Origin of the sequence: Massilia niabensis (genome assembly GCF_042655085.1) — a bacterium.
GTDB lineage: Bacteria > Pseudomonadota > Gammaproteobacteria > Burkholderiales > Burkholderiaceae_D > Telluria > Telluria niabensis.
The window spans coordinates 57,928-84,624 of the sequence record NZ_JBHSMU010000014.1 but is presented as its reverse complement, the minus strand read 5'-3'; the positions used below and the strand labels follow the sequence as shown (position 1 = coordinate 84,624).

Here is a 26,697-nt window from a genome sequence, read left to right as displayed (position 1 = left end):
GCGTCATCCATGGTTAAGCAGTTGGTCCAGGCCATCGAGCAGTTCGATGTCCGGCTCGAGCAGGCAGCAGCCGTGCGTCGAAGTGTTGGCGATCCCGCGCAGGAACAGGAAGATCGCGCCGCCCAGCTGGCGCGCCGCGTCGTAATCGTCCCCGAGGCGGCTTTTCAGCAGCCGGTGCAGCGCCAGCATGTAGATCGCGCCCTGGATGTCGTAGCGGTGCCCGGCCATGCCCTCTTCCATCGCGCGCTTCGTGTACGCGGCGTCGTTCGGGCCGAGCGCGTTCGACTTATAGTCGAGCACCCAGTAGCGGCCTTCGTATTCGAACACGAGGTCGGCGAAACCCTTGAGCATGCCGTGCAGCGCGCGCTCGGGCAGCGTCGGGCGCGCCACATTGCCGAGCAGGCGCCGCCGGCACAGGCGGTCGAGCTGGCCAAGCGCCAGGTCCTCGCTCGGGAACCAGAATTCCATCTCCGGCACCGTGTTGACGATCTCGGAGAGGCTCGCCCCGAGCGGGGGCAGCGGCGTGGCGACGACGGCGCGCAGCCAGGCGATCGTATCAATCGTCCGGTGGCCCCAGCCGTAGCGCTCGCAACGCTGTGCCAGGCGCTCGTCGAAGTACGGATCGTCGATAAGGTCGAAGCCTTCCTGGCCGATCCACTCGAGCTGTTCGTGCAGGAAGTTGCCGGGCACGGAACCGCGCGGGAAGCGGTGCCAGGGGGCGTCCTCGATGCGCACGGCCGGCGCCGGCGCTTCGTCTTCAAGCAGGGTTTCTTCCGCCGCACTCATGGGCGTAAATGCGGGCGGAAATGCCGGCGCCGCCGGTGAAGAGGTTGTATGGCGCGTGATCGAGGTGAACGAGCCGACCGCCCAGTTGCGCTCGAAGTCCGCCTCGAAAGGCGGCGCTTCGACCAGCGGCGCCCGTTCTTCGACGCGGTCGAGCATCGTGCAGCCGTCCAGCGGGTCGAGCGCATGCAGCTCAATGCCGCCCGCGTTGCCGCGCAGGCGACCCAGGTGCTCGGCCACCACGCTGGTGGGCACCGGCGCGCCACCGTTCATCAGGTAGCCGAGGGCCGATTCGTGCAGCTTGTTCTCGTCCTTCTTCCTGGTGCCGACCGCGGCCACGCCCAGCCAGAGGAAGTGGCGCGCGCGGGTGAGCGCGACGTACAGCAGGCGCAAGTCCTCTTCCAGGCGCGCCCGGTCCACGGCCTGCATCGCTTCTTCCGAGAGCGCCAGGTCGATACGGCGGCCGCCATCCTCGCCCACGTACTCGAAGAAGCTGCGCCTGCGCCGGTCCGTCTTGCGCGCGCTGGCGGCAAACGGCAGGTAGACCAGCGGGTATTCCAGGCCTTTCGATTTGTGTACGGTGATGACTTTCACCAGCCTGGCGTCGCTCTCCAAGCGCAGCACGCGCTCGTCGCCGCCCTCGCCCAGGCCCGCGGTCTGTTCGGCGAACCAGCGGATCAGGGCCTGCTCGCCGTCGAGCAGGGTGCTCGCTTCCTGCAGCAGCTCGGCCAGGTGCAGCAGGTTGGTCAGGCGGCGCTCGCCGCCCGGCTCGCGCAACAGGCGCGCCGGCAGGCCGAGTTCGTGGATGAAACGGCGCAGCATCGCCAGCACGCCCTGGCGCTGCCAGGTCACGTGCAGGGCCTTGAGCTGTTCGACCCGTTCTTCCCATACGGTTTCGTCGCCGGAGAGCCTGGCCAGCTCGGCAAGCGGCAGGCCGGCCGTGCGCGTGGCCAGCGCCGCGCGCGCCAGCGTGCCGTCGAGCGGGCTGGCCAGCGCATACAGCCAGCGCAGCACATCAAGCGCCTCTTCGCTGTCGACCACCGAATCCTTGTCCGACAGGTAGACGCTGGCGACCTTGCGCCGCGCCAGCGCCTGGCGCACCGCGGTCGCCTCCTTGCGGTCGCGCACGAGGACGGCGATGTCGGCCGGCTGCAGGCGCACGAAGCGGCCGCCCAGCCCTTCCGGATCCGGCTCGGCGAAGCCGACCTGGGGGTCATTCAGCAGCGCGACGATGTGCTCGGCGCAGTGCTGGGCAAAGAAGGCGCGGTAGCCGTCGGCGTTCATCCCTTCCTGCGCGGTGGTGCACAGCGCCAGCGCCTGGTAGGGTCCCTCGACGCCGACCAGGTGGGCGCCAAGGCCGGCCGCGCGCACCGCATCGAAGGGCAGCGGGTTGACGTTGCCGCGCCGGAAGCGGAAGGCGCCGGCCGTGTGGCCCGGATGCTCCCCGTGGCCCTCCGCATGGCGGAACAGCTGGTTCACGGCATCGACCAGCGCGCTTGTGGAGCGGTAGTTGGTGCCGAGCTGGTAGTGGCGGCCCTCGGTGGCGCGCCGCGCGTCCAGGTAGCTGTGGATGTCGGCGCCGCGGAAGCCGTAGATCGACTGCTTCGGGTCGCCGATCAGGAACAGGCCCTGCTCCGGGTCGTTCGCCTCGACCCGGTACAGCAGGTTGAAGATGCGGTACTGGTCGGGCGAAGTGTCCTGGAATTCGTCGATCAGCGCTACCGGATACTGGGCGATGATCCGGCGCCGCAGGGCGTCGCCGTTAGCGCCCTCGAGCGCATCCTTCAGGCGCGCGAGCATGTCGGCAAAGCCGAACTGGCGGTTGCGCGTCTTCAGCTCCGCCATGCGCGCCGCGATGTGCCCGGCCGCGTGGCGCAGCAGCACATGGCGCAGGGGTTCGATCGCCGCCAGCGCGTCGCGCAAGCTCTCGGTACAGCCGAAGCATTCCGGCACGACGGCGTGGAAGTCCTTGCCGAAGGCGCCTTCGATGCCGTGCGGGGTCAGGCGGTTCCAGGCTGCGTCGCTCAGGTCGGGCGCAAGGTGGGCGGCATCAAGCGGCGCGGCATCAAGCGCCCAGCCGCGCAGCGCCCCGAACCAGTTGTCGAGCCAGTCCTGGCGCAGTTTGCTGCCGTTGAAGGCTTTCGGATTGCGTGCGCGCTGCTGCGCGATCCAGCTTTCCATCGCGTCCACGCGCGCGGCCCAGCCGTCTTTCAGGCGCGCGAGTTCCTCGTCCAGCCTGCGCTGCACGCGTCCCACCAGCGCGCCCAGCGGTTCCGGGTCCGGGATGCCGAGCGTCGCCGTACGCCCCACCAGGTCGCGCACGGCGGTTTTCAGGGCCCCGACATCGCGCCAGCAGTCGAGCACCGGGGCCAGCGTCGCGCTGTCGAGGGGATAGACGTGCTGGCGCCAGTAATCGTGGGCAGCATCCTCGAACAGCGGGCGCTCGTCGCTGACGAGCTCCTCGTCGAACAGGCTGCCGCTGTCGAACGCGTGCTCGCGCAGCATGCGCTGGCACCAGGCGTCGATCGTGAAAATCGCCGCTTCGTCCATCGTCTCGGCGGCCAGCACCAGGCGGTGCGCGGCCACCTGGCGCTCGCTGTCGCTGTCGTAGCTGCTGGCCAGCGCTTCGAGGTAGGGGTCGGACTGTTTCGCCTCGCCGCGGAAATACGCGGCCGCCCCGACCAGGCGCTCGCGCACGCGGTTGGACAGCTCGCGCGTGGCGGCGCGCGTAAACGTCATGACCAGGATCTGCGACGGCAGCAGGGGCTGGGCAAAAGCGTCGGCGCCGCCGTGGCCAAGCACCAGGCGCAGGTAGAGCGCGGCGATCGTCCAGGTCTTGCCGGTGCCGGCGCTGGCTTCGATCAGGCGCGAGCCGTGCAGCGGGAACGTGAGGGCGTCGAGGAGCTGGCTCATGCCGTCTCCCCCGAATGCGCTGCCCCGGCATGCGGCTCTACCCTGATTTGTTCGGCCATCCAGTGCGCAAGCCCGCCATACAATGCCTCGGCCAGCTCGGGCCAGTTGCCATCGGCGGCCAGGGAGGAGAACTCGGGCCACAGGCGCGCCAGGCAGGGTTCGCGTTCGACCTCGCCCGCCACTTCGTGCCCGTCGCCATCGTAGACTTCGCGCGCGTCGCGCCCGGCCAGTTGCGCCAGCGCCGTCCGGCATGCCACGGGCAGCGGGGCGTCCAGGTTGCGTTGCCAGAGCCCGGCGACATAGGCCAGCACACCCAGCGCTTCCTCGCGTTCGATCGGCGCCATCGTCACCACGGCGTCGCGCGCGACCAGGTAGCCGGTGATGCCGGCACCCGCGGCCCCGGCGGCCAGCTGGCGCAGCCAGGCATCGATCAGCTTGTCGCCGCGCGCCGCGCCTTTCTTGTCCAGCACCTTCGAGGACACCTGCATCAGCCAGGCGGTCTGCTGGCCGTCGGTGCGCAGCCGGTCGATCCAGTCTTCCAGCAGGACGCCATCCAGGTCGAGGCTGAGCGCGAGCTTCGGCGCAGCGTGCGGGAAACGCGCGCCCAGCGCCAGCCAGGCGGCCCGCACCGGCACCAGGCCCTCGACCAGTTGCTGCTGCCACTGGCGCCCCACCAGGCCGATCGGCAGCACGCCTTCGCGCGCCAGGCGTTCGGCGCGTGCGTCGAGCGTTTGCCGGACTTCGTCCGGCTCCTCGGCCTTGCCGGCGTCGTCAAGCAGGCTATCCTCCAGGAAATAGCGCTCGAGCGCGTCGAGCGAGAACGGTTCCTCGTCCTCGCCAATCACCTCGGCCGCATTGAACATCACGCCCAGGCGGCGGCGGAAGAAATAACGCGCCGGCTGCTTCATGAAACTGGCCAGTTCCGACAGCTTCAGGCGGAACTCCGCTTCCAGTTCGTAGGGCGGCAAGCCATCGGCCAGGCCGGCGGCGGCATCCGCCCCGCCATGCGCCGCGCGCCATTCGCGCGCATAGGTCAGCAAGCCGCCTTCCTCGAAATAGCGGCGGCTGAACGGCTGAAGCGCGTGCTCGGTCGTGATATCAGCCAGGTCGAGCTGCCAGCCGGCGCGCAGGTAGTCGCGCAGCTGGGACACCAGCACCGAGGGCGGCTGCTCGCTGTTGTCGCGCACGTTGCGCCCGACCCAGCTGACGTACAGCTTGTCGCGCGCGGCCAATAAGGCTTCCAGCATCAGGTAGCGGTCGTCGTCGCGGCGCGAACGGTCGCCCGGGCGGCTCATGCCGGGCAGCGCCAGCAGGTCGAAGTCGGCCTGCGGCGAGCGGCGCGGGAAGTCGCCGTCGTTCATGCCGAGCAGGCAGACGGCGCGGAAAGGCACGGCGCGCATCGGCATCAGGGTGCAGAAGGTGATGCCGCCGGAGACGAACTGGTGGTTCAGCGTCGGCTGGTCGATCTGCCCCAACCAGGCTTCGCGCAGCACGGCAAGCGGCACCGGCTCGTCGAAACCGCCGCCTTCGGTCATTTCGAGCCAGCATTGCAGCGCTTCGTTCAGTTGCGCCAGCGTCAGGCGGTCGCCCTCCTCGCGGCCATCGAAAAAAGCGGCCAGCAGCGCGCGCGCCTGCTTGCCCCATTCCTCGGGCGTGCGCGGTTCGGCGAGGCGGGCGCGCCACTCGAGCAGGGATTCGACCAGCTGGGCCAGCGAGCCCGCCAGCGCAGCGTCCAGCCCGCCGACTTCGGCATACGGTTCAATGTCGCCGAAGCGCGCCCCGGCGCCGCTGGCGTAACCCAGCAGCATGCGCCGCACCCCGAAGATCCAGGCGTTCTGCTCCCCAGCCGCGCCGAGGCCAAGGCCGGTGCGGTGCTCGCGGTCCAGGCCCCAGCGCACGCCGGCGCCGTCGATCCAGTGGCCGAGCGTATGCAAATCTTCTTCATTCAGGCCGAAGCGGGCGGCCACCGCCGGCACGTCGAGCAGGTCGCGCACTTCGCTCTGGCGGCAGCGCTGTTGCGGCAGGCGCAGCAGCCACTCGAGGGCGACCAGCAAAGGATTGACGCTGTGGTCGCGCGTGTCGCCGATCTCGAAGGGGATGTAGCGCGGGTCGCTGCGGCGGTGCTGGTCGAACACCGCGTGGATCGCGGCCGAAAAGGTATCGATGTCCGGCACCATGACGACGACGTCGCGCGGGCGCAGGGTCGGATCCTGGGCGAACATCGACAGCAGCTGGTCGTGCAGCACCTCGACTTCGCGCTGGGCGCTGTGGGCGATGTGGAACTCGATCGAGCGGTCGCCCGGCGGCGGCGGCGCCAGCGGATGCTCCGACAGCGGCAGCAGGTCGCGCACAGCGGCCTGCACCTGCTGCAGCAGGGTGTCGCCCTCGCCATCGGAAAACAGGTCGATGCGCAGCTTGGTGAGGCCGGCGGTCTCGGGACGGCCCTCTTCGTTGTCGAATTCGTCGAGCATGCGCACGAAATCGCGGCCCTGGCGTCCCCAGCTGGCCAGCAGCGGGTGGCTGTGCGCGTGCAGCGCTTCCATCGGCAGCGCGGCCAGGTCAACGCCGCCGCGCGCCGGCTGGCGCTTGTGCGCGGCTTTTAATAGTTCGCGCCCTTCGATGATGTCGCCCCAGTAGAACTGGCAGGGGTTCGGCACCGCCAGCAGCACCTGCGTGTGGCGCGACAGCGCGGCGATCGCCTGCAGGGTCTGGTACGGCAGGGCCGACATCCCGAACAGCACCACCCGGCGCGGCAGGCGCCCGACGGGCTCGCCGCCGGCCAGGATCTTGGCGACGAACACCTCGTGGATCGCGGCGCGCCCGGTACCGCGCTGCATCGGCGGCACGCTCTCGTGCACGGCGCGCCACAGGCGGGCCTGCCAGAGCTGGTCGGGGCCAAGGGGCAGCGGGTCGCCGCTGGCGCGGCGCAGCTGGTCGCGCCCGATCTCCCAGTCGGTCAGCCAGTCGGCGCGGTAGACCTGGTAGCCGTCGAACAGGTCGGCCAGGCGCTCGGCCAGCTGCAGGCGCCGCTCCGGGCAGCCGTCGCCCAGGAAATGGGTCAGCGGCGCGAACACCGGCTCCTTGAGCAGCGTCGGCAAGAGGCGCATCAGGCGCCAGGTGAGGGGGTCCTTGTCGAAAGGCGAGCGGGTCGGCACCCGTTCGCGTCCCAGCATTGTCCGATACGCTTCCCACAGGAAGCGCGCCGGCAGCGCCACCCGGGTGGCCGCGCACACGCCCAGCTCTTCGGCCAGCGCGATCTTGAGCCACTCGGCAAAGCCGTTCGACTGCACCAGGATGGTTTCCTGCTCCAGCGGGCCCAGCGGATGGCCGCGCAGCCAGTCGAACACGGCTTCGCGCAGCATTTCCATCTGGTTGCCGTGCAAAATCAGGAGGCCGGGCGTGATCGGGGAAGACATCTGGGGAAATATGGTCGGGCAGCTAGGGGTGCCACAGGATACTCTTTTTAGGGTCGCGGCGAAAGCCGGGCAGGCGAAAGCGCGGCCCTTATTGCCCGTCCGTGGCGCGCGCGCCAAGTTCCGCAGGGACCTGGCGTTCGAGGCGCGCAAAGATGCTGCGCAGACGCGCCCCCAGTGCGCGTGCCTGGGCAATTGCATTCCGCTCATGTTGGCCTTCCAGCTCATGGCAGACCTCGGCAAAGCCCATCGCCCCGACCGCCCGTGCGGACGACTTCAGGCGATGCGCGACCGCGTTCGCCCGCGCCAGGTCGCCTGCGACCAGCGCGCTGTCGATCTCGGCCAGCCCTTCGCGCGCGCTGTCGAGGAACATGAAGGCGAACCTGCGCATCTTGCCAGGCTCGTCGCCGAAGGTGGCGGCCAGCACGCGGGTATCGAGCAGCGGCGGAGCCGTCGACAACGGCGCCGACAACGCCGCCGGCGGCACGGCCTGCCCCGTGCGCGCCCGCCCAAGCGCGCGCACGATCGCCGCCACCAGTTGCTCCGGCACCACCGGCTTGGACAGGAATGCGTTCATGCCCGCCGCGATGCAGCGCTCCTGGTCGACCACGCCGGCATTGGCCGTCATCGCGATGACGACGCTATCCTTCAATGCGGCGTCGGCGCGGATGCGGCGCGTGGCCTCGAAGCCGTCCATCACCGGCATCTGCACGTCCATCAGCACGCAATCGAAACGCTGTCCGCGCATGAGGTCGAGCGCCTCGGCGCCGTTGCCGGCAACCACCACCAGGGCGCCCGCCGATTCCAGCAGCTCGCGCCCGACCTGCTGGCTGAAGACGTTATCCTCGACCAGCAGGATGGCCTTGCCGTCGAGCCGCAACGACCGCAGGGCCGGACCGGCCGGCGGACGCCGTACGGCCTGCCCGCCCTGCCCCAGCCGCGCCGTGAACCAGAAGGTGCTGCCGCGCCCCGCCTCGCTCTCGACGCCGACCTCCCCTCCCATCAGCTCGGCGAGCTGCTTGCTGATCACCAGGCCCAGGCCGGTGCCGCCGTAACGCCGCGTGGTTGACGGGTCGGCCTGGTGGAAGGGCGTGAACAGTTGCGCCACCTCGTCCGGACCGATGCCGATGCCGCTGTCCTGCACCTCGAAGCGCACCAGGGTGTCGTCACCCAGCGCGCCCAGCGCGTGCGCGCGGATGGTGATGCTGCCGCGCTCGGAGAACTTGATCGCGTTCCCCAGGAAGTTGAGCAGCACCTGCTCGAGGCGCAGCGGGTCGCCGCGCAGTGGTTGCGCCAGCTCGGGCCCGAGTTCGAACTGCAGGCGCAGCCCCTTGGCGGCAGCGGCCTCGCCGAGCTGGGCTTCGAGGTTGCCGAACAGGGCGTCGAGCCGGAAGTCGAGCAGTTCCAGCTCGAGCCGGCCGGCCTCGATCTTGGAAAAGTCCAGGATGTGGTTGATGATCCCCAGCAGGTGCTGGCCGGAATGCCAGATCTTTTCCAGGTAGTCGCGCCCCTTCGGATCGGTGGCCGCTTTCAGGGCCAGGTGCGTCATGCCGATGATGCTGTTCATTGGCGTCCTGATCTCATGGCTCATGTTCGACAGGAAGTCGCTCTTGGCCTGGCTGGCGGCGTCGGCCCGCGCCTTGAGCTGATGCAGTTCGGTGACGTCGGTCGCCACGCACAGCACGCCGCCAACATCACCATCAAGGGGCACCGGCACCTTCAGTTCCCACATCTGGCGCGCCACGCCGCCGGGCAACACGATTTCGACCTGGCTGGCGCGGCGCGTGCCGTCGAACACGGGGCGTTCGCGCTCCCAGGCGGCGTCGGCCAGGTCGGCCGGCATCACCTCGCGGTCGACGCGCCCGACGATCCGTTCGGCGCCGCGTCCCAGCGCCTGCGCCATCTTCGCGTTGACATAACGGAAGCGCCGGTCGCGGTCCTTCATGAACACGAAAGCGTCGAGGTTGTCGAGCACCGTGTCGAGCAGCGTGCGCTGTTCGATGGCGCCGCGGCGCGACCAGTACAGGGTGAGGAACAGGCTGTAGACGAGCAGCGTGGCGACGACGCCGGCGCCAAAGGCCAGCAGCGGAAAGCGGCGGTCGAGCGGCAGGTAAAGATCGTCCTTGGGCGCGCTGAAATGGGCGCGCCAGGGCGAGCCGCCGAAATCGACCGGCAGCACTGCGCTGAAGGTAGTCGCACTGTCAATCGGCTCGGTAGGCGCGGCGCCGTACAGCCGGCGATCCCCGGCCGCGAACAGCGACAGCGCCACCTTCGCCTCGCCCCTGCCCGCCAGCGCGCCGTCGACCAGCGCCGGCACCGAAAACGCGATGCCGACCCCGCCGACATAGGCGGCGCGGCGCTGCGCAAGGGTGGCTGGCATGGCGCCGCCGCGGTACACGGGCACGCGCATCCCGAGCGCGATATGCGGCGTCGGCCGCGCTACCTGCACCGGTTGGCCGGAGGTGCTCATGTTGCCGGTGTCGCGCGCACGCGCCATCGACGCCGCCACCACCGGATTGGCCGTGATGTCCATCCCCATTTTTTCGGGCAGCGCCTCGGGCGGCTCGATATAGGTCAGGACGTTGTAGCTGGGGCGCGGGCCAGGTGGACGGATCGCAAAGCCCGGATAGCCCTCTGGCGCGAGGCTGCGGTCGGCGCGCACGGCCGCCACGAATGCTTCGCGTTCGGCGTCCGGCACGGCGTGAGTGTAGGAGACGGCGTCGATTGCCGGGTAGTTGTGGCGCAGGTCGAGCGAGGCGACGTAACGGTGGAAGGCCAGGCGCGTCACCGGCCCCTCGCTGGCTGCGAACAGCCCCGCCAGCGCGCGCGTGACTTCCGTGTACGACTTGATGGCGTTGCCAAGGCGCTCCTGGGTGGCGCGGGCCTGGTTATCGAAGCGGCGCCGCGCTTCCTCTTCGACCGCGCGGCTTGCCGCCATGTGCAGGGCTGTCCCCACCAGGCAGGCCAGCAACAGGCCGACGCCCCACAGCACGAGGCGGGTCGCGCCGCGCGCGCCGCCAGCCGCGCCGATGCTGCGGGTGATCGAAAGCCCCATCGTGTAGCCCCTGGGTGAAGGAAGACGGATGATTGTTGATATTAATTATTGATAATATACGCCATCGGATCGCCACGGTGGCGCTCGGCGGCAGGGATAAACGGATGGGGCGGATGCGCAAGATGGCGGCAAAAGTACTCCTCGGATTGGCTGCAGGATTGGCTGCAAGCAGCGACGCGGCCGCGCAGGAACAGAAGGCGCCGGGCGACCCCTGGCTCTGGCTGGAAGACGTGGGCGGCGAGCGCCCCCTGTCGTGGGTGAGGGAGAAGAACGCGGTCGCCGAGCGCGAGCTGGGCGGCGCCGCGCACGAGGCCTTGCGGGTGCGCCTGCAGGCCATCCTCGACGCCAAGGACCGCATTCCCCACGTGCGCCAGCATGGCGGCTACCTGTACAACTTCTGGCGCGACGCCCACCATGAACGCGGCATCTGGCGTCGCACCACGCTGGAGCAATACCGCAAGGCCGCGCCGAACTGGGAAACGGTGATCGACCTCGACGCCCTGGCCCGCGACGAACACGAGAACTGGGTCTGGGCCGGCGTCACTTGCCTGGAACCGCGCGCCGATCGCTGCCTGGTATCGCTCTCGCGCGGCGGCGGCGACGCCGAAACCGTGCGCGAGTTCGACCTCGTCCAGCGCGCTTTCGTGACGGGCGGCTTCGCGCTCCCCGAGTCGAAAAGCAGCGTCGGCTGGATCGACCGCGACACGCTGTTCGTCGCCACCGACTTCGGCCCCGGCTCGATGACGGCTTCGGGCTATCCGCGCCTGGTCAAGGAGTGGAAGCGCGGCACGCCCTTGGCAAGCGCCCGCCCCGTCTTCGAGGCCGGCCCGAACGACCTGTCGGCCTCCGCGCACAAGGACATGACGCCCGGCTTCGAGCGCGAATTCGTCACGCGCCAGATCGGCTTCTACAGCAGCGAACTGTTCCTGCGCCGCCGTGGCCAACCGAACGGCGAGCTGGTGAAGGTGCCGAAGCCGGAGGATGCGAATGCGTATGCGGTGCGCGACCAGTTGCTGGTCGAACTAAGGTCAGACTGGGAAGTGGGCGGGCGCACCTGGCCGCAGGGCGCGCTGCTGGCCATCGACTTCGAGCGCTTCATGCGCGGCGATCGCGACTTCGAAATGCTGTTCGCGCCGACTTCCACCAGTTCGCTCGATGGCGTGACCGTCGTGCGCGACGCCATCCTGCTGACGGTGCTCGACAACGTCAAGAACCGCATCGTCGAACTGCGCCGTGACAAGAACACCTGGCAGCGCCGCGAGGTCGGCGCGCCCGCCATCGGCACGCTCGGCGTGTCCGCATTCGACGATATCGAATCAAGCCAGTACTTCCTGACCGTCACCGACTTCCTGACCCCGACCACGCTCTACCTCGGCACGGCCGGCGTCGACGCGCGCGAGCGCCTGAAAGCGATGCCGGCCTGGTTCGACCCGGCGCCATACAGCGTGTCCCAGTTCCACGCACGCTCCAGGGACGGCACGATGGTGCCGTATTTCGTCGTCATGGACCGCAAGGCCAAACACGACGGCAAGACCCCGACGGTCCTGTATGGCTATGGCGGTTTCGAGGTGTCGCTGAAACCCGCCTACAGCGGCATGATCGGCGCGGGCTGGCTGGAACAGGGCGGCGCCTACGTGCTCGCGAACATCCGCGGCGGCGGCGAGTTCGGACCGCGCTGGCACCAGGCCGCCCTGAAGGAAAAGCGCCAGAAAGCCTTTGATGACTTCCTGGCGGTGGCAAAAGACCTGATCCGGCGCAAGATCACCAGCCCGCGCCACCTCGGCATCATGGGCGGCAGCAATGGCGGCCTGCTGGTCGGCGCCGCCCTCACCCAGCGCCCGGACCTGTTCAACGCCGTTGTCTGCCAGGTGCCGCTGCTCGACATGCGGCGCTACCACAAGCTGCTGGCCGGCGCTTCCTGGATGGGCGAGTACGGCGACCCGGACATTGCGGCGCAATGGGAATACATCGGCAGATATTCGCCCTACCACAACGTCTTCAAGGACAAGCACTATCCGCGCGTGCTGTTTACCACCTCGACCCGCGACGACCGCGTGCATCCCGGCCACGCGCGCAAGATGGCCGCACTGATGGACGGCCAGGGCCACGAGGTGCTGTACTGGGAAAACCTGGAAGGCGGCCACGCGGGTGCGGCCAACAACACGCAGCAGGCGCGCATGTGGGCGCTGACCTACTCCTTCCTGCGCAAGCAGTTGAAATAGGCCTATGGAGAACGCCATGACCGTGATGGTCCGTCCACTGGCCGGCAGCGAGTGGCCGCTGTATCGCGCCCTGCGCCTGCGGGCGCTAGCCGACGCGCCGGCGGCCTTCGGCAGCACACTGGCCCGGGAACAGGACCTCAAGGACGAGGACTGGGCCTGGCGCCTGGGCCTGGCGGCGACATCGGGGCGCGACCATGCGCTGGTTGCCGAAGTCGATGGCGCCGCGGTGGGACTGGCCTGGGCGAAGTTCGATGCAAACGATCCGCAGGTCGTGAATCTGTTCCAGATGTGGGTCGCGCCTGAAGGCCGAGGCCAGGGTGTGGCGGCCGCGCTGCTGGCTGAAGCGGTCGCATGGGCGCGCTCGCGCAAGGCGCGCACCATGCAGCTGGGCGTGATGGAAGGGAATGAGGGCGCGCGCAGGCTCTACGAGCGCGCCGGATTTCGCGCGTTCGGCACGGCGGAGCCCGTGCGGCCCGGGGATGCGCGCCTGGAGCAGGCGATGCGGCTGGCCTTGTAACGGCGGAGCAGGATGGCCCGCAAACCACCCCGCTCCTCCCTTCAGCTCACCATCCGCGTCTCGAGCAGCCCCAACGCCACGCACGTCGCCTCGATATCCACATACAAGGCCACCGCATTCTCCACCCCGATCACCAGAGGCGGTCCGAGGCGCTCGATCACGACCCCGGCCCGGCGCAGCAGGCGTTCGATGGCGACCGTGGTCACCGTCACGTAACGTTCGATGCCCTGTTCGTGGCCGTAGCGGATGATCGCGGCGATCGACTCCATCGTCATTTCCGAAAACCCGAACTGGTCGCTGCCGCCGGTCTGGATGGCGAAGCGCGACAGTTCCCAGATCTGGTCGTCGCGGGGCGCCGGCTGCCCGTGCAGCAGCTGCGGGAACGAATCCTTCAGCATGTAGGGGCCGACCGTCGGCAAGAGGCGCCAGCAGCCACGCAGGATTCCGCGCAGCATGCCCGAATCCGGCTCGCGCATCATCATGTAATGCGGTTCGAGGGCGTCGTAACCGTCGATCTCCATCCCCGACAAGACCGGCACTTCCCAGCCAAGCCGGCCCTGGAACACTTTTGCGCGAAGCGTGTGCATCTCCCACAAGTCACGGCTCTGGAACTCGCGCCGCGATGCGATATTGATTTGCAGTGCCATGTCATTCTCCCTGTCGTTTATTAACCGAAAAACCTATGCATCAGGAATAAAGCCTCATGCAATCCGGGCAGGAGCGGTACTAGCAGGTTTGCTAGGTGGCTACGAAGTGACACAGTGGAATACTAGGTTTTTCACCTGAACAACGAGGAGAGCCGCCATGCCAAACGATTACATCAGCGAATCCATGCTTGCCCGTCCGAGCGTCCACAGCGGCATGCCCATGCCGATGCGCTCTGCGCACGTCGACCTGCGCCAGTTCCGCATCAGCAAGCGTGAAAGCCAGGAGAAATTCTGGGGGCGCTTCGGTGTGACCCAGTCCAGCGGCAGCCGTTTCGAGACTGGCCTGGCGATCCCGGCGTCGGTGGCGATCCTGTTGAAGCTCTACGTCAACGGCAAGCTCAGCGATGGCGATCTTCAGGGTTGAGCAGACCGATTGAGATGGCCTTCACGACCGCCTGCTGACGTGTGTTGACATTGAATTTCTGACGTACGTTGGCTAGGTGGAAGTTGACCGTGGCTTCTGAACAACGGGTGATCATCGAGATCTCCCACGACGACTTGCCCGCCATGACCCATTGGAGCACTTCCAACTCGCGCCGGGTCAGGCGCGGCGGCGCTTCGCCCCCGACCTGGTCGATGAACCGGGTCGACGAAGCAAAGGCGTAGTCGCGCACCAGCGTCAGCGCCGGCATGACACGGGCAGTTTCGCGCGTGCACGCCGCCCCCGGCGCGGTGCTCGATGCAAAACTGAGCACGCCGAATTCCCCGTTCGGACCGTGGATCGGCAGGCTCACCCCGGTGCGGATTCCATAGCTGCACGCCTCCTCGTACAAAGCATGTCCTTCGGCGCTGGAAAACGTATCGGGCTCCCAGATGATGGGCAGCGTGCTCGACAGGCAATGGCCGACGGTGGGATCGACATAGGCCAGCCGTTCGGCATCGTAGCGCTCGCGCCACTCGGTAGAGTAATTACTTTGCAGGAAAGCGCGATCGAACTGGGCATGGCGCGAGTGCACCATGCCGTACAGGGTTTGTTCGAAGCCAAGCGAGTGGGCGAGGGTAAACAAGCCCTGGCGCCAGGCATCGGCGTCCTTGGATTCCAACAGCTGCACAAGGAGTGCAGTTTCAATCATAGGCCTCGCCTGCCCCGGTTAAATTAAGCTAGCCATGCTAGTGCAGAGATGCAATGGAAGCATGCATCCCTGCAATTTTAACAACCTAAATGACTATGCTGTCGGGTATTTTTGTAGTTAATTTGCAACGCCTACCAAAAATCACGATTTCAATCGTGCGCTGCGGAAATTGATTTTCGATTAGCCTCTCGCGCTTGCGTGTAAATATTCCCTAAACGCAAGTTTTATTCTGCTGTAGAGCTTGACTTGATCTCGCACAAGAGTATCGTCCATACTTCCGCTTATTGCTATTTAACAGTTTCTCCAGCGCGACACACACCTGCATGCCACCGCATCTGCGCCGCGCCGACAAGAACGCCGTCTTACTTTCCACAACAAGGATTACACGTCGATGAACACAATGACCGACTTGGCCGAACAGCTGGACGTCAAGCTCCTGCTCGCAACGCTGATGGCCCTGAAAAAGGGTGACTTTTCGGTACGCATGCCTTCCGACTGGACGGGCGTGTCGGGCAAGATCGCCGATACCCTGAATGACATCATCGAGACCAAATCGAAGATGGTGGAAGCCGTCACCGAAGTGTCGCGCGTCGTCGGCCGCGAGGGCCACCTGACCCAGCGCGCGGACGTGCCGGGCGTGGTCGGCGGCTGGAGTACCATCATCAGCTCGGTCAACACCCTGATCGACGACCTGGTGCGCCCGACCACCGAAATGGCGCGCGTCATCGGCGCCGTGGCAAAAGGCGACCTGTCGCAGACCATGGCGCTGGAAGTGGACGGCCACCCATTGAAGGGCCAGTACCTGCGCGCGGCAACGACCGCGAACACGATGGTGGAACAGCTCTCCTCGTTCTCTTCCGAAGTGACGCGCGTGGCGCGCGAGGTCGGTACCGAGGGCAAGCTGGGCGGCCAGGCGCAGGTGAAAGGCGTCGCGGGTACCTGGAAGGACTTGACCGACTCGGTGAACTCGATGGCGGGTAACCTGACGTCGCAGGTGCGTAACATTGCGGAAGTGACCACCGCCGTGGCAAACGGCGACTTGTCGAAAAAGATTACCGTCGACGTGCGCGGCGAGATCCTGCAGCTGAAAGACACGATTAACGTCATGGTGGACCAGCTGCGCTCCTTCGCCTCCGAGGTGACGCGTGTAGCGCGTGAGGTCGGTACCGAGGGCAAGCTGGGCGGCCAGGCCTACGTGCCGGGCGTCGGCGGCACCTGGAAGGACTTGACCGACAACGTGAACTTCATGGCGTCGAACCTGACGGGCCAGGTGCGTAACATCGCGGCGGTGACGACCGCGGTGGCGAACGGCGACTTGTCGAAGAAAATCACGGTGGACGTCAAGGGCGAGATTCTCGAACTGAAGAACACGATTAACGTCATGGTGGACCAGTTGTCCTCGTTCGCATCGGAGGTGACCCGCGTGGCGCGGGAGGTGGGTACCGAGGGCAAGCTGGGCGGCCAGGCGCAGGTGAAGGGTGTGGCCGGTACCTGGAAAGACTTGACCGACTCGGTGAACTCGATGGCGGGTAACCTGACGGGCCAGGTGCGTAACATCGCGGACGTGACCACCGCCGTGGCAAACGGCGACTTGTCGAAGAAGATTACGGTGGACGTGAAGGGCGAGATTCTCGAGCTGAAGAACACGATCAACGTCATGGTCGACCAGCTGAACTCCTTCGCATCCGAGGTGACCCGTGTGGCACGAGAGGTTGGTACCGAGGGCCGCCTGGGCGGCCAGGCAAACGTGCCTGGCGTTGCGGGTACGTGGAAAGACTTGACCGACGGCGTGAACTCGATGGCGGGTAACCTGACCGGCCAGGTGCGTAACATTGCGGACGTGACGACCGCCGTGGCAAACGGCGACCTGTCGAAGAAAATTACCGTGGACGTCAAGGGCGAGATTCTCGAACTGAAAAACACGATTAACGTCATGGTCGACCAGTTGTCCTCGTTTGCATCCGAGGTGACCCGCGTCGCGCGTGAGGTCGGAACGGAAGGTAAACTCGGTGGACAGGCCTACGTTCCAGGAGTGGGCGGTACCTGGAAGGACTTGACCGACAACGTGAACTTCATGGCGTCGAACCTGACGGGCCAGGTGCGTAACATTGCGGCGGTGACGACCGCGGTGGCGCGTGGTGACTTGTCGAAGAAAATTACCGTGGACGTGAAGGGCGAGATTCTCGAACTGAAGGACACGATTAACGTCATGGTCGACCAGTTGTCCTCGTTCGCATCCGAGGTGACGCGCGTTGCCCGCGAGGTGGGAACGGAAGGTAAACTCGGTGGACAGGCGAACGTGTCGGGCGTGGCGGGTACCTGGAAAGACTTGACCGAGAACGTCAACCAGCTGGCGGCAAACCTGACCAACCAGATGCGCGCCATTGGTGAGGTGGCAACCGCGGTGACCCGTGGTGACTTGTCGCGTTCGATTCAGGTCGAAGCGCGCGGCGAGGTGTCCTACCTGAAGGACAACATCAACGAGATGATCCGTAACCTGAAAGAGACGACGCAGAAAAACGCGCAGCAGGATTGGCTGAAAACCAACCTGGCGCGCTTCACGCGACTCCTGCAGGGCCAGCGCGACCTGGGCGCGGTGACGAAACTGATCCTGTCCGAGCTGGCTCCGCTGGTCTCGGCGCACCACGGCGTGTTCTATATGATGGACTCGCAGGAAGCCGATGCACGCCTGCGCATGATCGCGTCCTACGGCTATCGTTCGAACCGCAAGCTGCCGACCTCCTTCCTGCCGGGCGAAGGCCTGGTGGGCCAGTGCGCAGTCGAGAAGAACCGCATCTGGCTGACCGACGTGCCGCGCGATTACATCGTCGTCTCGTCGGGCCTGGGTTCGGCGCCGCCGAACAACATCGTCGTGCTGCCGATCCTGTTCGAGCAGCAGGTCAAGGCCGTCATCGAGATCGCATCGCTCGACCGCTTCACCGAAACCCACCTGTCCTTCCTCGACCAGCTGATGGAGTCAATCGGCGTGGTCCTGAACACGATCGAGGCGAACAGCCGTACCGAGTCGCTGCTGACCCAGTCGCAGTCGCTGGCGCAGGAACTGCAGCAGACCAACCAGGAATTGGCAGAGAAAGCGCGACTCCTGTCCGAGCAGAACATCGAGGTGGAACGCAAGAACCGCGAAGTGGAGCAGGCAAAACTGGCGCTGGAAGAAAAGGCGACCCAGCTGGCCCTGTCGTCGAAGTACAAGTCCGAGTTCCTGGCGAACATGTCGCACGAACTGCGGACACCGTTGAACTCGCTCCTGATCCTGGCGCAGCAGTTATCCGATAACCCCGAGGGCAACCTGTCGGGCAAGCAGGTGGAATTCGCGAAGACCATCCACGGCTCCGGTTCCGACCTGCTGACCCTGATTAACGACATTCTTGACCTGTCGAAGATCGAGTCCGGTACCGTCACCCTGGACGTGTCGGAATACCGCTTCGCGAACCTGCGCAACTACGTGGACCGCACCTTCCGCCACATGGCCGAAGCCAAGCACCTCGGCTTCCAGGTCGACCTGGCGGAAAACCTGCCTACCGCGGTGATGACCGATACCACGCGCCTGCAACAGGTCCTGAAGAACCTGCTGTCGAACGCGTTCAAATTCACCAGCCACGGCCAGGTGGCCCTGAACATCAGCCTGGTCACCAGCGGCTGGACCGCCGACCACCCGCACCTGCTGCATGCGGACGCGGTGCTCGCGTTCTCGGTCAGCGACACCGGCGTCGGCATCCCGTCCGACAAGCTGCAGCTGATCTTCGAAGCCTTCCAGCAGGCCGACGGCTCGACCGCGCGCAAATATGGCGGCACCGGCCTCGGCCTGTCGATTTCGCGCGAACTGGCCCGCCTGCTCGGCGGCGAAATCCGAGTAGAGTCCACTGTGAACATCGGCTCGACGTTCACACTGTACCTGCCGTACAACCGCGCCGGCTTCATCAACTACGAAGCGACGCGCCAGCCGCAGCCGGCACGCCTGCAGGCACCGGCCGCTCCGGCCCCGGCGCCCGTGGTGTACACCGCGGCGCAAGTCGAGGAAAGCGGCGTCGCCACCATCGAAGTGCAGGCCCCGGCCAGCGCCGGCCTGGTGGAATACGCCTCGATGCTGGACGACCGCAGCCTGATCGCCCCGGGCGATCCGTCGGTGCTGATCGTCGAAGACGACGACCGCTTCGCCAAGACCGTGCTGGAACTGGCGCGCGAGAAGAACTTCAAGGGCATCGTCACCCACCGTGGTGACTCGGCCCTGTCGCTGGCGCGCGATTACCTGCCATCGGCGATCCTGCTCGACATCGACTTGCCGGACATCGACGGCTTCACGGTGCTCGACCGCCTGAAACGCGACCCGAGCACCCGCCACATCCCGGTGCACGTGGTCTCCGCCTTGCGCGAACGCGAGCGCGCGCTGCGCCAGGGTGCGATCTCGTTCGTCAACAAGCCGGTCGACCGCGACGTGCTGGAAGAGGAATTCACCCGCATCCAGAAGTTCCTGGTGGGCGGCAAGCGTTCGCTGCTGGTGGTCGAGGACGACATGGCCCAGCGTGAGCTGATCGTCAACCTGATCGGCGACAGCGACCTGAACATGGTCACCGTGGAAACCGGCAAGGCCGCCCTGGAAGCGCTCGACGCCCAGCATTTCGACTGCATGGTGCTGGACCTGACGCTGCCGGACATCTCCGGTTTCGACCTGCTCGATGAAATCGGCACCAAGCCGGCGCTGCGCGACCTGCCGATCGTGATCTACACCGCGCAGGAACTGTCGCGCAAGGAAGTCACGAAGCTCAAGCGCTACGCCAAGACCATCGTCATCAAGGATGCGCGTTCGCCCGAGCGCCTGCTGGACGAGACGGCGCTGTTCCTGCACCGCTCGCACGCTTCGCTGCCGGAACTGCAGCGCAAGATGCTGGAAGAGATCCATGCGCTCGACGGCGGCCTGGCGGGACGCAAAGTGCTGATCGTCGACGATGACCTGCGTAACATCTTCGCGCTGTCGTCCTTGCTGGAGCGCCAGCAGATGCAAGTGCTTTTCGCCGAAAACGGCCGTGACGGCATCGAGGTGCTGGAAAAGGATCCGACCATCGAGATCGTCCTGATGGACATCATGATGCCGGAGATGGATGGCTACGACACGATGCGGGCAATCCGCCGCATTCCGAAGTTCAAGTCGCTGCCGATCATCACCCTGACCGCGAAAGCGATGAAGGGCGACCGCGACAAGTGCATCGCCGCCGGTGCTTCCGACTACATCACCAAGCCGGTCGATGTGGCGCAGCTGCTGTCGCTGATGCGAGTGTGGCTGCATTGACCGCGTTTGCCGCCTTCGCCGCTTCGCTGGCTGTCGAGGAGCTGGAAATCGATTTGATGCTTGAAGCGCTGTTTCAGCGCCACGGCTACGATTTCCGCGACTACGACCGCCAGCTGGTGCGGCGCAAGCTGCTCGCGGTGATGGAGGCGCGCGAGCTGCGGACGGTGTCGGCGCTGCAGGAACGGGTGCTGCACGAGCCCGGTGCGGCCTCAAGCGTGCTGCGCGCCCTGTCGGTGAGCCCGGTCGCCCTGTTCGGCGAACCGCCAGGCACACGGGCGGCGCGCGAAGTGCTGGGAAAATCACTGCGCCCGGCGGCCGTGCCGAAAGTCTGGCTGGCTGAATGCGGCGGCATCGGCGATGCCTGGACGCTGGCGATCCTGCTGCATGAGGAAGGCCTGCTCGCCCGCACCGAGATCTTCGCCACCCTGGCCAACGATGAACTGCTGGCCGAGGTGCGCGAGGCGACTGTCGATGCGGCCGAACTTCCTGCCTTGCAGGAGAACTACCTGCAGGCCGGCGGGACGGGCCGGCTGGCGGACCATTTCGAGGTGAAGGATGGCCGCGCGATCCTGCTGCCACGCCTGCGCGCGCGCATCACCTGGGCCGGCCACAACCTGGTGACCGACGCCTCGTTCAACGAGTTCCAGGCGATCATCTGCTGCCGCGCCCTGGCCGACTTCGGCCCGATGCTGCGCCAGCGCGTGCTGCGTCTGTTCCACGAGAGCCTGTCGCGCTTCGGCGTGCTGGGGATCGACCGCGAACTGGCGCCCGGGGACGCGCATGCAGCGTCGTACCAGCCCTTGCTGGGGGATTTGCCGTGGTATCGGCGGGTGGGGTAAGAAGAGATGCAGGATGGAGGGCGGCGATGATGCCGCCCTTTTTTTTTGCCGCTTATTTCGACCCGACCGCGCTCGGCCGCTCGGCAATCCGGTCGCGCCAGGCCTGCAGGTGCGCCATCCCCTCCTCGCCCGGCCGGAATTTCAACAGCCCGCGCGCGAACTCGATCGCGCAGAAGGCCGTGATGTCGGCAATCGTGAAGCGCTCGCCCGCGACATACGGCTGGCGCGCCAGCACCTGGTCGAGCCAGCGCGCCGTGATGCGCATCTTGTCGGCCTGGGCGGCGCCGTAGTCCTTGAACTGGGGCTGCTCCAGGGGCGCCAGTGCCGGGTGGGTGTGGCGGGCGCTGTGCGCGGTCTCGAGCAGCAGGTGCAGTTCCATGCGGCGGTCCGTCATCTCGATGAAGGCGCGCTCCTCGTAGTCGATACCCATCAGGTTCGGCTCCGGGTGCCGCCCTTCGAGCCAGGTGCAGATCGCCCGCGTTTCGCTCAGCACGCGGCCGTCGTCGAATTCCAGCGCAGGCACGCGCCCGAGCGGGTTCTTGGCCAAAAAGCTTTCCGTGCGCTGCTCGCCCTTGAGGATGTCGATCGTCACGGTGTCGATGCCGGTGATGCCTTTTTCGAGGATGAACATGCTGACCCGGCGCGGGTTGGGCGCATGGGAGCTGATGTAGAGTTTCATGGGTCTCCTTCAGGTTGTTGTTTGTCCGAAGAATAATAGCCCATCTGGCGCGCCCGGTTTACAGCACCGGCGCCGGCTGGCGGGCGGCGATCCACTCGTCCAGGATGGCGGCGCTGGCAGGCGCCAGGTGCAGGCCCAGCTTGGTGCGCCGCCACAGGATGTCGGCTGCGCTGCAGGCCCATTCGTGCTGCATGAGATAGCGCAGCTCGGCCTCGTACAGGCCGGGCACGACCTCCTGCCCGAGGTCGGCCAGCCTGCCGCAAGCAGCCAGCAAGGTGTCGATGCGGGTGCCATAGGCGCGGCCGTAGCGCTCGACGAGCTGCGGCGGCAGCCACGGATAGCGCGCCGCCTGGCGCGCCGTCCATGCACCGGACTCCAGCACGCCGCGCTTGCCGGGTGTTGCGCCGAACAGGTCGCCGCCGGGCAGGCAGGCATTCGCGGTCCATGCCGGCGCCCTGTGGCCGAGCGCTGCCGCAAGCTGGTCGACCGCATGCTCGGCCAGCTTGCGGCTGGTGGTGATCTTGCCGCCGAATACGGACAGCAGCGGTGCGCTTGTGCTGCCCACTGAGGCGTCAAGCTCGAGCCGGTAATCGCGCGTGGCGGCCGAGGCATGGGCGGCGGCATCCTCGACCAGCGGGCGCACCCCGGAATAGCTCCAGACGACGTCAGCGGGCGTGATGCGCTGCGCGAAATAGCGGTTCGCGAGCTGGCACAGGTAGGCGGTTTCCTCGGCGCTGATCGCCACCTTGTCGAGGTCGCCGCGGTAGTCGATGTCGGTGGTGCCGATCAGCGTGAACGCCTCTTCATACGGCAGCGCGAACACGATGCGCCCGTCCGGGTGCTGGAAGATGTAGGCGTGCGGATGCGCGAACAGGCGCGGCACCACGATATGGCTGCCTTTGATCAGGCGCAGCGCGCGCGTGGCGTCCGCTGGGTTCGCTCTACCCTTGGCGCCCTGCAGGAAGCGCGCCGCCCAGGGCCCGGCCGCGTTGACGAGGCAGCGCGCCGTGACCTGCAGGCGCCGCCCCTGCCCTTCCAGCGTCGCCTTCCAGCGGTCGGCATCGCGCTGCGGCGGCGCGCAGCGGGTATGGGTGAGGATGGTGGCGCCGCGTTCGTGCGCATCGAGCGCGTTGAGCACCACCAGCCGGGCGTCGTCGACCCAGCCATCGGAATACATGAAGCCGCGCGTGAAGCGGGGCTGCAGCGGGGCCCCGGCCGGGTGGCTGCGCAGGTCAATGGCGTGCGAGGCGGGCAGGAATTCGCGCCGCGCCAGGCGGTCGTAGAGGAAAAGCCCGGCGCGGATCAGCCAGGCCGGCCGCGCGCCCGGCCCCTTGCCCTCCTCGTGCGGCATCACGAAGCGCAGCGGGCGCATGATGTGCGGCGCGCAGCGCAACAGCGTTTCTCGCTCGATCAGGGCCTTGCGCACCAGGCCGAATTCGTAATGCTCGAGGTAGCGCAGGCCGCCGTGGATGAGTTTGCTCGACGCCGACGAAGTATGCGCGCCCAGGTCGTCCTTTTCGCACAGCACGACGCGCAGGCCGCGGCCGGCGGCGTCGCGCGCGATCGCCGTGCCGTTGATGCCGCCGCCGACGATCAGCGCATCACAATCCATCCTGCAATCCAGGCTGCCATCGAACCGCTTCACTGCTCCATCCACGGCGTTCTCCTGAAGAGTCGCAACCGGCCAAGTGTATTGGCGGCGCCCCGCAATCATGTTCGCATAGATCAAGACGTCCCGGTTCCGCTCTCCGGGTGCAACGCCATGCGGCCCGATGTGTAAAATTGCAGCATGACGACAACACTTCGCGCCGACCGATGATCCAGCAACGCGCCTGGGTGCGCATGCCGTCGGGCAAACGGCTCGACCTGCTGAACCCGACCCCGTTCGACTGGGACGATGCCGACCTCGCGCTCGGCCTGGCCCGCACCTACCGCTGGGGCGGCCATTCGGCGTGGCCGCTGCCGCTGTCGGTGGCCCAGCATTCGATCACCGTGATGCTGCTGCAGCGCGCCGAGCTCGGGGGCCGGATCGATCCCCTGCTTGAGCTGCGCGAACTGCTGCACGACGCCGAGGAAGGCCTGCTCGGCTTCGACGCGATCTCGGTCATCAAACCCTTCCTGGGCGACGGTTTCCGCGCCCTGAGCCGACGGCTCGAGCACGTGGTGTTCCTGCGCTACGGCCTGCCCTCCTGGACCAGCGGCGAGCATGCGCGCCACAAGCGCGCCGACCGCCAGGCCGCGGCCAGCGAGGCCGTGCACGTGGCCGGCTGGTCGCGCGAGGAAGTGCGGCGTACGCTCAAGATCCAGGCCGCCGTGCTCGAGGACGACCCGCTGGTTGCCGTCTACGGCGGCACCCCGTGGGAACCGTGGGCGCCGGCGCTGGCCTGCGAGCGCTTCCTGGCCGAACTCGAGCGCTTGACGAAGCTGGCCGGCGCCAGCCCGGGCTGAAATCGTTTACCCGGGCGCATCCAGGTGTTGCAATTTCACTCAGGACGCATACGACCCCGGTTCCACTGTCGAGCTTGTTCAATCGCAAACGGCAGAGCTTAAGCCTTTGATTTTATTGGTTTTCACCTGATATCCACAAGAAATGTGGATAACTATGTGGACAAGCGCCACTTGACAAGCCGCAACCGCAGTATTGATGCGGGTTTCAACAAAATGCCCATTCTGAAGGCAAAAACGAAGCCCTTATAAATCAAGGACTTGCACACGCATATTTGCGTCAGGCGAACTCGGCATCAGCAAATTCCTACAAAGTCCTACATCGGGGGATAAGTCCCCTGTCGAAACTACTTTGGGGTCATTTTCCGTGCCTTATTTCCAAGGCTCATTTCCAGCCTTTATTTCCAAGCATTCCTCGCCCGGTCGCGCACCAGCATCCTGACGCTCTCCGGCATGGGTTTCTTCGACTGCGCCGTCTCGGCGTTGAGCCAGACGCATTCCTCGAAATGCTTGAGCATGGCCGGCGTGACGAAACGCGTGCGCGCCGCATACACGTGGCGGTCGCCCATCTGCGCCTGCTGCTTGATGAAGAAGCGGTTCGGCACCACCAGGTGCAGGTGCTCTTTCGCGCGCGTCATGGCCACGTACAGCAGGCGCCGCTCTTCCTCGATGTCCTCGGCACTGCCGGTGCTCATGTCCGACGGAATGCAGCCGTCGACCACGTTCAGCACGTGCACCGATGTCCACTCCTGGCCCTTGGACGAATGGATGGTGGACAGGATCAGGTAATCCTCGTCGAGCAGCGGCGGCCCGGCGCGGTCGCTGGTGGCCTCGGGCGGGTCGAGCGTGATCTCGGCGAGGAAGGTCTCGCGCGACCCATGGCCGCCGGCCAGCTGCGCCAGCTGCTCGACGTCGGCCGCGCGCGCCTGGGCATCGTCGTGCAGGCGCTCGAGGTGCGGCAGGTACCAGTTCTTGACCAGCTCGATGTCGGCCGGCCAGCGCAGGCCGGGCGTGCGCAGGTGCCGGTAGAGCGTCACGAAGGCGTCCCAGTCGCCGCGGCTCCTGGCCGGCACCTCGAAGGCTTCGACGGCCGCCAGCGCTTCCGGCGCCTCCGCCACCGCATCCAGCAGGCGCGTCGCCGTGGCCGGGCCGATGCCAGGGATCAGCTGGAGGACGCGAAAGCCCGCCATGCGCCCGTTCGGGTTCTGGGCAAAGCGCAGCACGGCCAGCACATCCTTGATGTGCGAGGCTTCCAGGAACTTCAGGCCGCCGAATTTCACGAACGGGATATTGCGGCGCATGAGTTCGAGCTCCAGCGCCGCGCTGTGGCTGGCGGCGCGAAACAGCACCGCCTGCTGCGTCAGCTTGATGCCCGCTTCGCGCTGCTCGAGGATGCGCCTGCAGACCCAGCGCGCCTGCTCGGCTTCGTCCGGGATCAGCACCAGTTGCGGCAGGCCCGTCGCCGCCTTGTCGGTCCACAGCGTCTTGGCGTGGCGTTCCAGTGCCGCGGCAATCAGGGCATTCGACGCCGCCAGGATCGGCTGGGTCGAGCGGTAATTGCGCTCCAGGGTGATGAGCTCGGCCGGCTGCGAGAATTGTCCGGGAAAATCGAGGATGTTGCGCACTGTCGCCCCGCGGAAGGAATAGATCGACTGGGCGTCGTCGCCTACCACCATGACGCCCTGCCCGTCGGGCTTCATGCCGGTGATGATGGCTGCCTGCAGGCGGTTCGTGTCCTGGTATTCGTCGACCAGCACATGGTCGAACAGCGCGCCAATTTCCGGCCCCAGTTCCGGATCGGACGCCATCTCGGCCCAGAACAGGAGCAGGTCGTCATAGTCGAGCACGTTCTGCTCCTGCTTGGCATCGACATAGGCGCCGAACAGGCGTTTCAGCTCGTCTTCCCACTCGCAGCACCAGGGAAAGGTGCTTTGCAGGACCACGCCGAGCGGGTCGCGCGAATTGACCACGCGCGAATAGATCGACAGGCAGGTGCCCTTCAGCGGAAAGCGCTTCTGGGTACCGGTCAGGCCGATCTCGTGGCGCACCATGCCCATCAGGTCCTCGGAATCGCCGCGGTCGTGGATGGTGAACGATTCGTCCAGGCCAATGCGCCCCGCAAACTCGCGCAGCAGGCGCGCGCCGATGCTGTGGAAGGTGCCGGCCCACGGCAGCGTGGTAATCCCCTGGCCGCCCCCCCCCACGATCGGCTGCAATACGCGATGCAGCACATTACCGGCGCGCTGGGTCATCTCGTTGGCGGCGCGCCGCGAAAAAGTCAGCAGCAGCAGGCGCTGCGGGTCGGCGCCGGCCAGGATCAGCCGCGCCACGCGGTGCGCCAGCGTATTCGTCTTGCCCGAACCAGCGCCTGCCACCACCAGCAGCGGACGCGGCGCCGCGGCGCCGACATCATGCTCGACAGCCGCCCTTTGCTCGGCGTTCAGGCTGGCGAAGGGATCATCCGGGACGGGAACGGCGGCGGGGACGGGAGCGGAAGCAGGAGCGAAAGCGGCGGGCATGGACGGAGGGTGTTGGGGAAACAACGCAACTGTACATTTGTCCAGTATCGGCTAGCAAGTACATTTTGCAATCCCAACAGGCAATCCGAACAGTGAAAAGATGCACCACGCTTGAGCCAACTTCACGTAGCACGCGACGCTTCGATGCTAAGTGGCGGGAAACAAAGCGCTTTTTCAGATATCCACAAAGTCTGTGAATAACTTTGTGGAAAAGGTAGGGCTTGACA

Annotated in this window: 14 protein-coding genes; 6 read left to right on the top strand and 8 right to left on the bottom strand. The window is 66.5% G+C overall.

Features of this window, described 5'->3' with window-relative positions; translation table 11 throughout:
- Positions 1–3: 3 nt before the first annotated feature.
- The 3 genes from recB to ACFPN5_RS13500 all read right to left on the bottom strand — a co-directional run bounded on the left by recB (position 4) and on the right by ACFPN5_RS13500 (position 10,164).
- Positions 4–3,696, bottom strand: coding sequence for an exodeoxyribonuclease V subunit beta (gene recB / locus ACFPN5_RS13510; protein WP_379784061.1), 3,693 nt, complete (start codon positions 3,694–3,696; stop codon positions 4–6).
- Positions 3,693–7,112, bottom strand: coding sequence for an exodeoxyribonuclease V subunit gamma (gene recC / locus ACFPN5_RS13505; RefSeq protein ID WP_379784059.1), 3,420 nt, complete (start codon positions 7,110–7,112; stop codon positions 3,693–3,695). The genes recB and recC overlap by 4 nt, the downstream gene beginning before the upstream one ends.
- 88 nt (positions 7,113–7,200) lie before the next feature.
- Positions 7,201–10,164 carry a CHASE domain-containing protein gene (locus ACFPN5_RS13500; protein WP_379784057.1) on the bottom strand — a complete coding sequence of 988 codons (2,964 nt, stop codon included), beginning with the start codon at positions 10,162–10,164 and terminating at the stop codon, positions 7,201–7,203.
- A 122-nt stretch (positions 10,165–10,286) separates the two neighbouring features.
- Here ACFPN5_RS13500 and ACFPN5_RS13495 point away from each other — a divergent pair, with 122 nt between their 5' ends.
- Both ACFPN5_RS13495 and ACFPN5_RS13490 read left to right on the top strand, forming a co-directional pair.
- A complete protein-coding gene (locus ACFPN5_RS13495) occupies positions 10,287–12,386 on the top strand; it encodes a prolyl oligopeptidase family serine peptidase (protein ID WP_379784055.1) in 2,100 nt (699 codons plus the stop codon).
- A gap of 16 nt (positions 12,387–12,402) precedes the next feature.
- A complete protein-coding gene (locus tag ACFPN5_RS13490; protein WP_379784053.1) occupies positions 12,403–12,903 on the top strand; it encodes a GNAT family N-acetyltransferase in 501 nt (166 codons plus the stop codon).
- Between the two features lie 41 nt (positions 12,904–12,944).
- Here the strand turns inward: ACFPN5_RS13490 and ACFPN5_RS13485 are convergent, their stop codons facing one another.
- Positions 12,945–13,550: an acyl-homoserine-lactone synthase gene (locus tag ACFPN5_RS13485; RefSeq protein ID WP_379784051.1), complete on the bottom strand. Its 606-nt coding sequence runs from the start codon at positions 13,548–13,550 to the stop codon at positions 12,945–12,947.
- A gap of 214 nt (positions 13,551–13,764) precedes the next feature.
- Here ACFPN5_RS13485 and ACFPN5_RS13480 point away from each other — a divergent pair, with 214 nt between their 5' ends.
- Entirely contained in the window at positions 13,765–13,974 is a 210-nt protein-coding gene (locus ACFPN5_RS13480; RefSeq protein WP_379784439.1) for a helix-turn-helix domain-containing protein, read from the top strand.
- Here ACFPN5_RS13480 and ACFPN5_RS13475 read toward each other — a convergent pair.
- Entirely contained in the window at positions 13,949–14,683 is a 735-nt protein-coding gene (locus tag ACFPN5_RS13475; RefSeq protein ID WP_379784049.1) for a helix-turn-helix transcriptional regulator, read from the bottom strand. The two genes, ACFPN5_RS13480 and ACFPN5_RS13475, sit on opposite strands and share 26 nt — an antisense overlap.
- Before the next feature lie 391 nt (positions 14,684–15,074).
- On the opposite strand from ACFPN5_RS13475, the gene ACFPN5_RS13470 reads away from it, so the two are divergent.
- Both ACFPN5_RS13470 and ACFPN5_RS13465 read left to right on the top strand, forming a co-directional pair.
- Positions 15,075–19,988: a HAMP domain-containing protein gene (locus ACFPN5_RS13470; protein WP_379784047.1), complete on the top strand. Its 4,914-nt coding sequence runs from the start codon at positions 15,075–15,077 to the stop codon at positions 19,986–19,988.
- Entirely contained in the window at positions 19,976–20,827 is an 852-nt protein-coding gene (locus ACFPN5_RS13465; protein WP_379784045.1) for a CheR family methyltransferase, read from the top strand. Before ACFPN5_RS13470 ends, ACFPN5_RS13465 begins: the two co-directional genes overlap by 13 nt.
- 52 nt (positions 20,828–20,879) lie before the next feature.
- On the opposite strand, the gene ACFPN5_RS13460 is transcribed toward ACFPN5_RS13465, so the two are convergent.
- Both ACFPN5_RS13460 and glpD read right to left on the bottom strand, forming a co-directional pair.
- Positions 20,880–21,506, bottom strand: coding sequence for a glutathione S-transferase family protein (locus tag ACFPN5_RS13460; protein ID WP_379784043.1), 627 nt, complete (start codon positions 21,504–21,506; stop codon positions 20,880–20,882).
- A 58-nt stretch (positions 21,507–21,564) separates the two neighbouring features.
- The gene (gene glpD / locus ACFPN5_RS13455; RefSeq protein ID WP_379784437.1) at positions 21,565–23,118 is read right to left on the bottom strand and encodes a glycerol-3-phosphate dehydrogenase; all 1,554 of its coding nucleotides are present in this window, start codon (positions 23,116–23,118) and stop codon (positions 21,565–21,567) included.
- A 203-nt stretch (positions 23,119–23,321) separates the two neighbouring features.
- Between glpD and ACFPN5_RS13450 the strand changes: the two genes are divergently transcribed.
- A complete protein-coding gene (locus ACFPN5_RS13450) occupies positions 23,322–23,954 on the top strand; it encodes a phosphohydrolase (RefSeq protein ID WP_379784041.1) in 633 nt (210 codons plus the stop codon).
- 395 nt (positions 23,955–24,349) lie between these two features.
- Here the strand turns inward: ACFPN5_RS13450 and ACFPN5_RS13445 are convergent, their stop codons facing one another.
- Entirely contained in the window at positions 24,350–26,470 is a 2,121-nt protein-coding gene (locus tag ACFPN5_RS13445; protein ID WP_379784039.1) for an ATP-dependent helicase, read from the bottom strand.
- Positions 26,471–26,697: the final 227 nt, after the last annotated feature.

What these genes read in the sequence shown, in the direction of transcription:
- recB (WP_379784061.1), bottom strand. Translation starts at nt 3,696, where the DNA reads ATGAGCCAGCTCCTCGACGCCCTCACGTTCCCGCTGCACGGCTCGCGC.
- recC (WP_379784059.1), bottom strand. Translation starts at nt 7,112, where the DNA reads ATGTCTTCCCCGATCACGCCCGGCCTCCTGATTTTGCACGGCAACCAG.
- ACFPN5_RS13500 (WP_379784057.1), bottom strand. Translation starts at nt 10,164, where the DNA reads ATGGGGCTTTCGATCACCCGCAGCATCGGCGCGGCTGGCGGCGCGCGC.
- ACFPN5_RS13495 (WP_379784055.1), top strand. Translation starts at nt 10,287, where the DNA reads ATGGCGGCAAAAGTACTCCTCGGATTGGCTGCAGGATTGGCTGCAAGC.
- ACFPN5_RS13490 (WP_379784053.1), top strand. Translation starts at nt 12,403, where the DNA reads ATGACCGTGATGGTCCGTCCACTGGCCGGCAGCGAGTGGCCGCTGTAT.
- ACFPN5_RS13485 (WP_379784051.1), bottom strand. Translation starts at nt 13,550, where the DNA reads ATGGCACTGCAAATCAATATCGCATCGCGGCGCGAGTTCCAGAGCCGT.
- ACFPN5_RS13480 (WP_379784439.1), top strand. Translation starts at nt 13,765, where the DNA reads ATGCCCATGCCGATGCGCTCTGCGCACGTCGACCTGCGCCAGTTCCGC.
- ACFPN5_RS13475 (WP_379784049.1), bottom strand. Translation starts at nt 14,683, where the DNA reads ATGATTGAAACTGCACTCCTTGTGCAGCTGTTGGAATCCAAGGACGCC.
- ACFPN5_RS13470 (WP_379784047.1), top strand. Translation starts at nt 15,075, where the DNA reads ATGAACACAATGACCGACTTGGCCGAACAGCTGGACGTCAAGCTCCTG.
- ACFPN5_RS13460 (WP_379784043.1), bottom strand. Translation starts at nt 21,506, where the DNA reads ATGAAACTCTACATCAGCTCCCATGCGCCCAACCCGCGCCGGGTCAGC.
- glpD (WP_379784437.1), bottom strand. Translation starts at nt 23,118, where the DNA reads ATGGATTGTGATGCGCTGATCGTCGGCGGCGGCATCAACGGCACGGCG.
- ACFPN5_RS13450 (WP_379784041.1), top strand. Translation starts at nt 23,322, where the DNA reads ATGATCCAGCAACGCGCCTGGGTGCGCATGCCGTCGGGCAAACGGCTC.
- ACFPN5_RS13445 (WP_379784039.1), bottom strand. Translation starts at nt 26,470, where the DNA reads ATGCCCGCCGCTTTCGCTCCTGCTTCCGCTCCCGTCCCCGCCGCCGTT.